The sequence below is a fragment of the Wenzhouxiangella sp. YN1 genome (assembly GCF_056324145.1).
In genome coordinates, this window is sequence record NZ_JBJNIO010000147.1 from 60,995 (window position 1) to 73,099 (window position 12,105).

12 protein-coding genes are annotated in these 12,105 nt (G+C 64.8%); 8 read left to right on the plus strand and 4 right to left on the minus strand.

What is annotated here, in order from left to right:
- Window positions 1-19: 19 nt before the first annotated feature.
- On the minus strand, window positions 20-847 hold the full coding sequence (folE2, locus tag ACEWQZ_RS07600; RefSeq protein WP_476482480.1) for a GTP cyclohydrolase FolE2: 828 nt from the start codon (window positions 845-847) through the stop codon (window positions 20-22).
- Window positions 848-1,041: 194 nt separating this feature from the next.
- On the opposite strand from folE2, the gene ACEWQZ_RS07605 reads away from it, so the two are divergent.
- From ACEWQZ_RS07605 to ACEWQZ_RS07635, 7 genes are all read left to right on the plus strand, one after another.
- On the plus strand, window positions 1,042-2,673 hold the full coding sequence (locus ACEWQZ_RS07605; protein WP_476482481.1) for a hypothetical protein: 1,632 nt from the start codon (window positions 1,042-1,044) through the stop codon (window positions 2,671-2,673).
- 126 nt (window positions 2,674-2,799) lie between these two features.
- On the plus strand, window positions 2,800-4,371 hold the full coding sequence (locus ACEWQZ_RS07610) for an FGGY-family carbohydrate kinase (RefSeq protein ID WP_476482482.1): 1,572 nt from the start codon (window positions 2,800-2,802) through the stop codon (window positions 4,369-4,371).
- Between the two features lie 92 nt (window positions 4,372-4,463).
- A complete protein-coding gene (locus ACEWQZ_RS07615; protein WP_476482483.1) occupies window positions 4,464-4,697 on the plus strand; it encodes a CopG family transcriptional regulator in 234 nt (77 codons plus the stop codon).
- Window positions 4,684-4,944, plus strand: coding sequence for a type II toxin-antitoxin system RelE family toxin (locus ACEWQZ_RS07620; RefSeq protein ID WP_476482484.1), 261 nt, complete (start codon window positions 4,684-4,686; stop codon window positions 4,942-4,944). Before ACEWQZ_RS07615 ends, ACEWQZ_RS07620 begins: the two co-directional genes overlap by 14 nt.
- Window positions 4,945-4,958: 14 nt before the next feature.
- Window positions 4,959-5,399, plus strand: coding sequence for a DUF2784 domain-containing protein (locus ACEWQZ_RS07625; protein WP_476482485.1), 441 nt, complete (start codon window positions 4,959-4,961; stop codon window positions 5,397-5,399).
- Window positions 5,400-5,444: 45 nt separating this feature from the next.
- The gene (locus ACEWQZ_RS07630) at window positions 5,445-5,672 is read left to right on the plus strand and encodes an AbrB/MazE/SpoVT family DNA-binding domain-containing protein (protein WP_476482486.1); all 228 of its coding nucleotides are present in this window, start codon (window positions 5,445-5,447) and stop codon (window positions 5,670-5,672) included.
- Between the two features lie 3 nt (window positions 5,673-5,675).
- The gene (locus tag ACEWQZ_RS07635) at window positions 5,676-6,095 is read left to right on the plus strand and encodes a type II toxin-antitoxin system death-on-curing family toxin (protein WP_476482487.1); all 420 of its coding nucleotides are present in this window, start codon (window positions 5,676-5,678) and stop codon (window positions 6,093-6,095) included.
- Window positions 6,096-6,302: 207 nt separating this feature from the next.
- Here ACEWQZ_RS07635 and ACEWQZ_RS07640 read toward each other — a convergent pair whose 3' ends face one another.
- Together ACEWQZ_RS07640 and ACEWQZ_RS07645 are read right to left on the minus strand one after the other, a co-directional pair.
- A complete protein-coding gene (locus ACEWQZ_RS07640; RefSeq protein ID WP_476482488.1) occupies window positions 6,303-8,384 on the minus strand; it encodes a S9 family peptidase in 2,082 nt (693 codons plus the stop codon).
- 65 nt (window positions 8,385-8,449) lie between these two features.
- Entirely contained in the window at window positions 8,450-9,148 is a 699-nt protein-coding gene (locus tag ACEWQZ_RS07645; RefSeq protein ID WP_476482489.1) for an SDR family oxidoreductase, read from the minus strand.
- Between the two features lie 106 nt (window positions 9,149-9,254).
- On the opposite strand from ACEWQZ_RS07645, the gene ACEWQZ_RS07650 reads away from it, so the two are divergent.
- Window positions 9,255-11,417, plus strand: coding sequence for a S46 family peptidase (locus tag ACEWQZ_RS07650; protein WP_476482490.1), 2,163 nt, complete (start codon window positions 9,255-9,257; stop codon window positions 11,415-11,417).
- 205 nt (window positions 11,418-11,622) lie between these two features.
- Here the strand turns inward: ACEWQZ_RS07650 and ACEWQZ_RS07655 are convergent, their stop codons facing one another.
- The gene (locus tag ACEWQZ_RS07655) at window positions 11,623-11,979 is read right to left on the minus strand and encodes a carboxymuconolactone decarboxylase family protein (protein ID WP_476482491.1); all 357 of its coding nucleotides are present in this window, start codon (window positions 11,977-11,979) and stop codon (window positions 11,623-11,625) included.
- Between the last annotated feature and the right edge of the window lie 126 nt (window positions 11,980-12,105).

Below are 12,105 nucleotides of genomic sequence, written 5' to 3' on the forward strand. Positions count from 1 at the left end.
CGGATCGGACAAAGCCGGCTCATCTCGCCTCTTTGACAGATCGCTCCATCCCGGTGCTGGTGGCAGTTGCAAACGCCTGGTGGTTGTGGATCGACTCGATGCTTTCGCAGCTCACGCTGAAGCAGGTGATGGCGGGGATACGGTCGAGCTCCAGAGCGATATCGCAGACGATGTCTTCCACGAACTTCGCATTTTCGTAGGCTTTTTCGGTCACGAACTTTTCATCTTCGCGCTTGAGTACCGGATAGAGCTCGCATGAAGCGTTGCGCTCGACGGTAGCTACCATTGTTTGCAGAGGCACGGGGCGATCAGTTGTGACGCGGATGGTCACGATGCAGCGCTGGTTGTGGGCGCCATAGCGGGAGATGGCGCGCGAGCAGGGGCACAGGCTCGTGGCCGGAACGCGAACCTCTTGCTCAAGCGAGCTGGCGCCGTCGACCGTGGCATTGGCCCGGTACGAGGCTTCAACGTCGAGCAGGCCTTGGATGCCGGAGCGCGGGGCGGTCTTTGTGATAAACCATGGAAAATCCATTTCCAGGTGGCCTTCAAGTGCGCCGAGCTCGCGGGCGACCGTCCGGGCATGGGCTGTGAGCAGACCGAGCTGCAGCTCGCCCCCGAGCCGGTTGAGAAAGACCGGGAATCGCGACATGTGGGCGCCGCGGATCGACCTCGACAGGCCGACCGAGGCTGCTACCCGGGCGATCGTGGCGCAGGCTTGTCCATCGACATCCTCGATGCGCAAAGGCAGCGAGTAGTCGGCAACGCCGGCCTGGCTGATGGCAATGCCGCGGGCATCGCTCTGTGCTTGCGTATCGGGCAGTGCGTTGGCTATGGCCGGAAGATTCATGGTGGTCCCTGGCGAGTATTTGTCTGTCCGACAGATGCAATCGGCAGTGCGGCGGTTCCCGCGCCGTCTTGCGCGGCCGGCACGGAACCTTTTGGTCCCCAGCAACATCCTTGGGCTGCAACGCCGATCGAATGGCCGGCCGCAGTGCCGCCCGCTCTCACGCGCTGCGCCACCGTACTGCGAGGAGAAGATCCATGAGGACCATACTGACTGTAGTGATCGGAGCCATTGCGGGAACCGGCTTGCTGCTGGCTGTTCACGTGATTGCCGCCGGCAATGCCGGCACCGCATCATCCGCATCATCCGAAACGCCATCATCGACCGAGCACCGGGCCGTTCTTGCCGCCGATTCGGCATCGCTTCACGAGCTGCCCTGGTCGAGCTTGATAGGCACCTGGCATGATCAGGAGAAAAGCGGCGCCGGCTGGGTGTTCATGTCGGCGCCCAACGGGTTGTTCGGCTATTACTTTGGCAATACTTCGTCGGCTGATCCGCTGTGGCTGGTCACCGAAGAGGTCCGGTCCGACGTGCAGCTGGAAGAGGCGCTGACCTTCACGCTGATGGAAGGCCAAAGCGGCTCATTTACCCTGCCGACCGACCCATCGGCGTTCGAGCCGTGGGGCGAGCTTCGCGTCACGTTTCACTCCTGCAGCGAGGCCACGGCCGAAATGGACGGCGCCGACGGCATGCTCGCCCAGTCACTAACCCGCGTGCACCACACCGCGGGCCTGTCGGATCAGTGCGGGCTCGATCTGGTTTCGGGCCGGGAAATCTTTCGCTACGAAACCTTCGGCAGCGAGGCCTTCTGGAGCGATGAGCTGAAGATGCACGAGGTGCTCGACGGCGTCAGCCCCGTGGCCGCGCTGGGCCTGGGGCTGAAAGTGGATGCACAGGCGCTGCCGGCCGAGGTGGCCCAGGCGGTCGTCGACGGCGCGGTCGACCTCGAAGACCCGGCGGTGACCAAGGTGTTGCTCGAGCACGATGCCGTGCTCGGCGTTCGCGCGCAGATCTCTGCCAGTGACGGCGCGCAGCACATCGACCGCGTGGCAATCACCTGCGCCCTGTGTCATTCCACGGTTGACGACTCGGTGCTGCCGGGCGTGGGCAAGCGGCTCGACGGCTGGGCCAATCTCGATCTCGATCCGGGTGCCATCATCGCCCTGTCCGAGCAGCTTCCCGAAGAGCTCAGGGCGCAGTACAGAAGCTGGGGGCCGGGCATGTACGACCCGCGCTTCAATATCGACGGCATTTCCGACCCGGTGGTCATTCCGCCGGCCTACGGGCTAATGGATGCCGAGCAGGCCACCTATACCGGTGACGGTGATGTTGCCTACTGGAACGCCTACGTTGCCGTCAGCCAGATGGGCGGTCAGGGCACGTTCATCGAGCCGCCGCTGGGCATCGAGATCATCCACGAGCCCGATCTGGTTACCCCCAGGCTGCGGCCGCTGGAGGCCTATCAGCTGTCCATTCCCGCGCCTGCCGCGCCGCTTGATGCCTTCGATTCGATGGCCGCGGCCCAGGGGCGCGAGTTGTTCGACGGCAAGGCCGGCTGCGTGCAGTGCCATTCCGGCCCGGCCCTGGGCGGTGACGGGCGTTTGTACTCGCCCGAGGAAGTCGGCCAGAGCCCGGCCTATGCGCAGCGCACGGTCACCGGCGAGTACCGCGCCACGCCGCTACGCGGGTTGTGGCTCGATCGGCCCTTCTTCCACGACGGCAGCGCGGCCGATCTGGGCGCCGTGGTCGACCACTACGACCAGCACTTTGCACTCGGGCTGACGGGCCCGGAGAAATCCCGGCTGATCGAGTATCTCAAGACGCTGTAAGCACACCGAAACGGGTTCTGCTCGGGCGGGGATGGCAAACAACTGCCCGCTCGAATGCACCGCTGAGGCATCATGGTGGCAGTGCGCCAAGGCGCTCAAGCTGCAATCGCCTCCCGGGAGCAACCAATGAGTGCAAGCGAAAGCGCCGAGCCGCTGGTTCTGGCCATCGATAACGGCACCCAGAGTATTCGCGCGCTGCTGTTCAACAACCGCGGCGAGCTGCGCGGCCGCCATCACATCGAGATCGAGCCCTGGTTTTCCGACGCGCCGGGCCGCGCCGAGCAACAGCCCGAGCTGTTCTGGAACGAAATCGGTCGCGCCTGCCGCGCGCTGTGGAACGAAGGCCACGACCCGGCGCGCGTTGCGGCGGTGGCGGTCACCACCCAGCGCGCCACCCAGATCTGCCTGGACGCCGACGGCCAGCCGCTGCGCCCGGCCATCATCTGGACCGACAACCGGCGCGTCGGCCTCGACAAGCTGCCGAAAATGCCCCTGTACTGGCGCGCGCTGATCGGCCTGATCGGGCGCAGCCGGGCGCTGAAGACCATGCGTGAGAACGCCGAGTGCAACTGGCTGGCGGTTCACGAACCGGAAAACTGGCAGAAGACGGCCGCCTTCGTCGGCCTGTCGGGTTTCATCAACCATCGGCTGACCGGGCGGCTGGCCGATTCGGTCGGCAGCCAGGTCGGCTACCTGCCCTTCAGCTATCGCGCCCGGCGCTGGGCCGGGCCCAGGAACTGGCGCTGGTCGGCCCTGTCCATCCGGCGCGAGCAGCTTCCCGAGCTGGTCAAGCCCGGCGAGAAGCTCGGTGAGCTGACCGGGCCGGCGGCAGAGCATCTGGGCCTGAAGCCGGGCGTGCCGGTGATTGCCGCCGGCGCCGACAAGGCCTGCGACCTGATCGGGGCCGGCGTCTCCGACCGCTATACCGCCTGCATCAGCTTCGGCACGCGCTCGACGATCAGCGTCCTTTCCGCGCGCTATTTCGAGGCCCGGCCGCCGATGCCCGCCTTCCCGGCCGCCCGCCACGGCTATTTCATGGTTGAATCGGCGGTGCCGCGCGGCTTCTGGATGGTGCGCTGGTTCAAGGAACAGTTCGGGCTCGAAGAGCGCCAGCGCGCCGAGGCCGCCGGGGTAACGGCCGAGTCCCTGCTCGACGAGCTGGTTGCCGAAGTGCCGCCGGGTTCGCTGGGCCTGATGCTGCAGCCATTCTGGAGCAATGATCTCGACTCCGGGCCGGAGGCCAAGGGCGCGATCGTCGGCTTTGGCGACGTGCACACCCGCGCGCATCTGTATCGGGCGCTGCTCGAGGGCGTCACTTTCGAGCTGCGCCACGGCGCCGAGCGTATCGAACGCCGCTCGAGCCGCCGGCTGCAGGTGCTGCGCGCCTGCGGGGGCGGGGCGCGCTCGGATGCGGTCATGCAGATCACCGCCGATATCTTCAACTGCCCGGTCGAGCGCCCGCACACGGCCGAGACCTCCGGCCTGGGCGCAGCGATACTGGCCGCGTTTGGCCTGGGCTGGTATCCGAGCGTGCGCGTGGCCATCAACGAGATGACACGCGTGGGCTACCGCATCGAGCCCGACAAAAACAACCACGCCATCTACGAAAAGCTCTACCGGCGCGTGTATCGGCGCCTGTACAGGCGGCTGGCGCCGCTGTACCGCAACATCCGCGAGATCACCGGCTATCCGGATTGAACGTACTTCGGCAGCCGGCGTCATGACGTCTTGATGTCACAGCGTAATGACGCCATACTGGCATCAGGCCACTAGGCAATCGGAGCCGCTCCATGACCGAAACCACCAAGCGCTCGACCATTTATTTCGACCCGCAAATCCATGCAGCGCTGCGGCTGAAGGCGGCCCACGGCGGTCGCTCGATCTCCGAGATCGTCAACCAAGCGGTCCGGGCAGCCCTTGCCGAAGACCAAGAGGATCTGTCCGCCTTCGAAGATCGGGTGGCCGAACCCACCATGAGTTACGAGGCCCTACTGGACGACCTCAAGGCGCATGGCAAGATTTGAGCTGGTGTTTCGCAGGTCCGTTGCCAGGGACCTGAGAGGCATTCCAAAGCAGGATCTTGCGCGCATCCTGAAGCGAATCGAATCGCTGCGTGACGATCCTCGCCCGCCGGGCTGCGAAAAGCTCTCAGGCCAGGCGCGCTACCGGGTGCGCCAGGGCGTGTATCGGATTCTTTACGAAATTCTCGACAGTCGCTTGATCGTCACGGTGGTCAAAGTGGGCCATCGCAGCCAGGCTTACCGCCGCTGAGCCGCCAGTTTCATATGGGCCGCGAGTTTTTCGAAAGTATTCCGTTCCCCGGCCTGGCCGCCGACGCGATTCTGGCGCTGCACGCCCTGTTCGTGGTCTTTGTCGTTGGCGGGCAGGCGTTGGTATTGCTTGGCTGGGTGCGGCGGTGGCGCTGGGTGCGCAATCCGTGGTTTCGCTTTATCCACCTGGCGCTGATCGCCTTCATCGTGATCCAGACCTGGCTCGGCGAGCTGTGTCCGCTGACGGTCTGGGAGGGGTGGCTGCGCGAGGCGGCCGGTCAGACCGCGTATGGCCAGAGCTTCATCCGATACTGGCTGGGCCGGCTGATTTTTATCGACGTGCCGTGGTGGGTGTTTCAGGTCGTCTACACGGCTTTTGGTGTGGTGGTGGTTGTCAGCTGGGTCCACTTTCCGCCGCGCCGGCAAACGGCCCGCCGTCGGCCCGATCGGACGTAAAACATTTGTTATACTTTTCGGCCCAAGCACTTCGGAGCCACAGTCATGACCCGCAAGCTGAAAGTTTCCGCCATCGGCAATTCCACCGGCGTGATCCTGCCCAAAGAGGTGCTCGAACGCCTGCGGGTGGGCCGCGGTGACGAGCTGATGGTGCGCGAGACCCCCGACGGCATCGTGCTCAGCCCCTACGACCCCGAGCTGGCGGGTCAGATGGACGTGGCCGAGAAAATCATGCGCAAAAGACGCAACCTGCTCAGGAAGCTGGCGGAGTGAATCATGAGTGATCCGATCTGGCTTTCAGCCGAACTGGTCGAGGCCCTTCACGAGCGTCAGTTGATCGAGCACGGCGGCGGAACCGGGATACGCGACCGGGGCATGCTGGAGTCGGCGCTGGCTCGGCCGCAACAGCTGTATTCCTATGGTGCCGACGTCGACGTGATTGCGCTTGCCGCTTCTTACGCCTTCGGCCTGAGTCGGAACCATCCCTTTGTCGACGGCAACAAGCGAACCTCCGCCGTGGCGTGCGAGCTGTTTCTGGAACTCAACGACCACCAGCTGCTTGCCGAAGACAGCGAGCTGTACCCTGTTTTCCTGGCGCTGGCCGCCGGCGAGCTGGACGAAGACGCGCTTCTGGAATGGCTCCGCCACCACACCCGCCCGCAACAGGTCAGCGAGCCCGCCGGCGAGTACAATTAGTTGGCTAGTTGGCTAGTTGGCTAGTTGGCTAGTTGGCTAGTTGGCTAGTTGCGGTCGGACTGTCTCGAATCCACTTGCATAATGCCAGTGACCCGGCAGAATTCTTGCAAACCAGCAAACCAGCAAACCAGCAAACCAGCAAACCAGCAAACCAGCAAACCAGCAAACCAGCAAACCAGCAAACCAGCCAACCAACCAACCAGCGCGCTACTCGTCCTTCAGGTACTTCGCCAGCCACTCATGCACTTGCTCCCAGAAATGCCGGGCTTCCTTGCCCTTCATGATCCAGTGGTTGGCGTCGTGGAAGACCAGCAGCCTTGAGGGCACCTGCATGCGCTGCAGGTAGGCCCAGGCCGCGAGCGTCTGGTTGAGCGGCACGCGGTAGTCGCTTTCACCAATCGTCAGCATCGTCGGCGTGGCAAAGTTCTCCACGTAGCTCGACGGGCTCTGCTCTTCCCAGATCTTGCTGTCGCCCCACGGCGGGCCGCCGTTCATGCGCTCGCGGTGGTAGATCACGTCGCTGGTCGCCCACTGGCCTTCCAGATCGACCAGGCCGGCGTGGCCCACCAGGGCGTCGAAGCGATCGGTGGTGGCCAGCAGCCAGTTGACCAGGTGCCCGCCGTAGCTCGCGCCGCTGGCGGCCTGACGTTCGGCGTCGATGAAGTCGAAGCGCTCGATGGCCGCGTCAGCGGCTTCCACCAGCTCCTCGCCCGGCGTGGCCAGGGGGTCGCCCTCGATGTTGCGCGAGAACTCGGCGCCGTAGCCGACTGAACCGGTGTAGTCGGTTCTGAGCACGACGTAGCCTTCTGAGGCCAGCAGGTGCGGGCTCCAGCGCACGTGGTCGGCGTCTACCGACGAGCTGAACGGCCCGCCGTGGATGAACAGCACCAGCGGATACTGCTTGTTTTCATCGAAGTCCGGCGGCAGGGTCAGCCAGCTGTGGATGCGGCGGCCCTTCGAGGAGGTGAACCAGAACTCGCGAAAGGCGGGCCGATCGACACCTTCGGCGCGCTCGACGTTGAACTTACTCAGGGCTTCGTGACGGCCGGTTTCGGGATCGATGCGCACCACCTCGACCGGCACGGCCGAGCTTTCCCAGTTGGCCACAATGGCATCACCGGCGGCCTGCACGCCGCCGTAAACGCCGCGGCTGTCGGCATCGAGCACGGTGATTTCGCTGCCGTCGGCGGCCATCGCGAACACCCGCACGCGGCCCTGGTCGGTGGCGTTGAAGTAGATCGTCTCGCCGTCGGCGGCAATGTCGAAGCCGCTCACCGAGCGGTCGAAGCCGGCGGTCAGTACTTCCAGCTCGCCGTCGATGCCCGCGCCGTTCCAGCGGCCGCGGGCGATCTCGGTGTGGTTGTAGACCCAGTCGTTGATCGGCTGGTAGTAGCAGTAGATGAATTCGCCGTCGGGCGAGAACTTCGCGGCCGTGCAGCTGAAGTCATCGCCCGCGGTAATGCGCTGTGGCTCGCCGCCGGCCACCGGCACGCGGTAGAGGTGGCGCTGCACGACCGCATGCGCGGCCTCGTCGAGATTTTCGGTGGCCGTGATCACCAGCGCGTCGCCTTCCGGCGTCCACACCGCGTTCAGGCCGCCATCGTAACCGGGGCCCGAGACCAGGTCGGTGCCGTACAGCAGGTCTTGTGGCTCGGCGCCGGCCTCGGGCGCCTGCACGAACAAGCGGGTCTGCTTTTCGTCGCGCCAGTGGTCAAAGTCGCGGATCGGAAAGCCGTCGTAGCGCGAGACGTTGATGCCGTCTTCTTCTTCGGCCTTCTTGCGCTCGGCGTTGGCTTCGTCACCTTCCGCATCGGGCCAGACCCGGCTCTGGTAGGCAATCATCGAGCCGTCCGGGCTGAATTCCGGGCTGGAGGCGCCGGTCGACAAGTTGGTGATCTGCCGGGCCTCACCGGGGCCGGTCATGTCCATCACGAAGATCTGGCTCTGGGCGTCGTCGCTGCCGCGCTTGGTGGAAAAGGCGATCATTTCGCCGTCGGGGCGCCAGACCACGCCGGACTCCGGTGATGGCGTGGCCGTCAGCTGCCGCGGCGGCTCGGAGCCGTCGACGGTGAGCAACCACAGATCGGATGATTCCTCGTCCTTCTCGTAGGCCGGCTCGGTGACCGACACCACGGCGCGTTCGCCGTCGGGGCTCACCACCGGCGAGCCCAGCCGCTTCATCAGCCAGACATCCTCGTGGGTCACCGGCCGCAGCTCGGTATCGTCCTGCGCGGCCAGCGGTGCGGCCACAAGCAGGGCCAGGGTGGTCAGGAAAACGTGCTTGAACATCAGGTCCTCCGCAATGCGTGCGATCCAGAATCTCTGGGCCACAGGATACCGCCCCTGAAGGCGCTTCAGGACGCCTCGGGCGGCGTAGGCAGCACCAGCAGCTGGTGAACGTCGACGTGCTCGGGCTGGCTCAGCGCGTAGATCACCGAGCGGGCCACATCGCCGGCCTCGAGCGCGTCAGACGCCCCGTTTTCGTAGAAGGGCGTGTCGACCATGCCCGGCTCGATCAGCGTGACGCGCACACCGCTGCCCTTGAGCTCCTCGCGCAGGCCGTGGCCGATGGCCGTCACCGCCCATTTGGTGGCCGAATACATCGAGCCGGCCTGGGTGATCCGCCCGGCCACCGAGCCGGTCAGTAGAACGTGGCCCCGGTTGCGCTTGACCTCGTCGAGCGTGGCGCGCAGCGTGTAGGCCGCGCCCAGGATATTGACATCCACCATCTCCTTCCAGTCGTCCACTGAGCCGCTGGCAAACCCCGGCGGTCGACCGCCGACACCGGCGTTGGCAAACACCACGTCGATGCGTCCATAGTGGTCGAGCACGGCCTTTGCCATGCGTACCTGGTCGTCGTAGTCGGTCACGTCGCAGGTCGTGGCGAAGGCGCGGTCGGCGCCCAGTTCATCCACCAGCGCGTCGAGCTTGTCCTTCGAGCGCGCGCACAGCGCCAGCCGGTAGCCGGCCGCGGCCGCCTGGCGCGCGGTCTCGGCACCGATGCCGCTGGAGGCGCCGGTAATCAGCATGATCCTGTCTTGTTGCTCGGCCATGGCCTGCCTCTGGTTTGTGCAAATTGGACTTCAGGCTACCATCCGGCGCGAATTCGATTTCGGGTAGCATTGCCCGTCTCGAAAGTCCCCGAACCGGAGCAAGCTCATGAAGCATTTAATGATCGCCCTGGCCGCCGCGCTGGCGCTGGCCAACACCGCCTGGGCCAAAGAAGGCATGTGGACGCCCGATCAGCTGCCGATGATCGCCGACGATCTGCGCGCGACCGGTCTGGAGCTCGATCCCGACAATCTGAACAAGCTGACTGCCTTTCCCATGGGCGCAGTCATCTCGCTGGGCGGTTGTACGGCAAGCTTCGTCTCGCCCGAAGGCCTGGTGGTAACCAACCACCACTGCGCCCGAGGCTCCATCCAGTACAACTCCACCGCTGACAACAACTACCTGAAAGAAGGCTTTCTGGCCGAAGACATGAGCGCCGAGCTGCCGGCCGCGCCGGGCACGCGCGTGTATGTCACGGTCGCGGTCAAGGATGTCACCGCCCGCATCCGCCAGGGCATCAACGCCGACATGAGCGGCCGCAATATCCACGACATCATCGAGGATCGCCGCAAGGAGGTCGTGGCCCGCTGCGAACAGCAGGCCGGCCACCGCTGCCAGGTCTCGAGCTTTTTCGGCGGCGCGCAGTACAAGCTCATCGACCGGCTCGAAATCCAGGACGTGCGCCTGGTATACGGCCCGGCCGACAGCATCGGCAAGTACGGCGGTGACATCGACAACTGGATGTGGCCGCGCCACACCGGCGACTTCGCCTTCTACCGTGCGTACGTCGGGCCCGATGGACAGCCCGCTGCATACGCCGAAGACAACGTGCCCTTCGAGCCCGAGCATTATCTGAAAGTCTCTGCCGCCGGCCTGGACGAAGGCGACTTCGTGATGGCTGCCGGCTACCCCGGCCGCACTCAGCGCTACGCCCGCCTGGCCGAGGTGGTCAACACTTTCGAGTGGCGCTACCCGCGCACCATCGAGCTGATGGACGGCTGGATTGACACCATCGAAAAAGCTGCTCCCGATGGCTCGGACGCCCGCATCAAGTACGAAAGTTTGCTGGCCGGCCTGAACAACTACCTCAAGAACACGCGCGGCCAAATCGAGGGCGCGCAGCGCGTCGGCCTCATCGAGCGCCGCCGCGAGCGCGAGCAGGCGCTGAATGAATGGATCGCGGCTGAAGCGCCCGAAAAGGGCTACGGCGAGACCCTGGAAAAGCTCGACGCGCTCAGCGAAGCCTCGGCCGAGGCCGCGCGCCGCAACTGGCTGTACAACTACGCCACTCGCTCGAGCCTGCTGTCAGCCGCCCAGCGCCTGTATCGGCTGTCCAAAGAGCGCCAGAAACCCGACGCCGAGCGCGAGTCAGGCTTTCAAGAGCGCGACATGGCGTTTTTCAAGCAGGGCATGCAAGCGATGGAACGCCGCTACGATGCCACCGTCGATCAGGCGGTGTGGCTGTACTTTCTGAAAAACTACGTCAACGGCCCGGACTCGGCCCGCGTCGAAGCGCTCGATCAGGCCCTCGACCTGCCCGAAACCTGGGACGCGCAGCAGGTGGCCGACACCCTGGAGCGCTACTACGCCGAAACCGAACTGGGCGATGCCGAGCGTCGCCTGGCCTTGATGGACGCCGACCCGGAAGCGTTTGAAAACAGCGACGACCCTTTCATCAAGCTGGCCGTGGCGCTCTACGACCACGAAATGCAGCTCGAGCACCAATCCGACGACCGCAGCGGGCGCATGCAGATCCTGCGCCCCGATTACATGGAAGCGATCATTGCCTGGCAGGAGTCGCAGGGCTACGCCGCCTACCCCGACGCCAACTCCACGCTTCGCATCACCTACGGCACGGTCATGGGCGGCGAGGTCAAGGACGGCATGATCTACAAGCCCTTCACCACCCTGGAAGGCATCGTGCAAAAGGACACCGGCAAAGAACCCTTCAACGCGCCCGAGCGCCAGCTCGAGCTGATCCGCGCCGGCAAGTACGGCGGCTACGAGCTGGAAAGCATCGACTCGGTGCCGGTCAACTTCCTCACCGACCTGGACGTGACCGGCGGCAACTCCGGCTCGGCCACCCTCAACGCCCGCGGCGAACTCGTCGGCCTGCTGTTCGACGGCACGCTCGAGTCGGTCAACTCAGACTGGGACTTCGACCCGCGCACCACCCGCTCCATCCACGTCGACAGCCGCTACATGCTGTGGGTGATGGACCAGATCGACGGCGCCAAAGCGCTGATCGAGGAAATGGAGCTGGTCGACTGACACAAGCCCCTGACGCAACCCGTGCGGGCAGCAGCCTGCCCGCACGGGAATTCATGCGGCCAATGAGGGCGTCCGCAGATGTGCAAACATTGCACAATGATTATCAGTTTCTGGAAAATTGATAATCATGGCCTTTCCCCCCCCCCTGCCCGGTGGCGCTGCCGCCTTGCCGCATGAAAGGATTGCGTGATCGATCTTCAGGAGGTCAGCCTTCGTCCTGCCCGCCGCCGAATTCCTCGAACGCGCTCACGGCCCGCGAGGCATACATCAGGCTGGGTCCGCCGCCCATGTAGACGCACATGCCCAGCATTTCCATCAGCTCCTCGCGGCTGGCGCCAACCTTGACCAGCGAGCGGGCATGAAAGCCGATGCACGGATCGCAGCGCGAGGCCACCGCCAGCGCCATGCCGATCAACTCCTTGGTTTTCTTGTCGAGCACGCCATCCGCGCTGGCCGCCTGGCTGAGCGCGCCAAACCCGCGCATGACATCGGGAATGCCCTCCCTCAGCTTCGCGGTATTGGCCGAAGTGGCGGCGATCAAATCCTTGTAACTGTCCGTCATGTAAGTCTCCTTATCGCGGCTGACCGCGTGCAGGCCAGCCGCTAGCGCTTGATTACGCGATCCAGTGGGGACCGCTCCAAGGAGTATTATACATTAGACAACGCTAATCTAGCGGGCCTTTTGCTT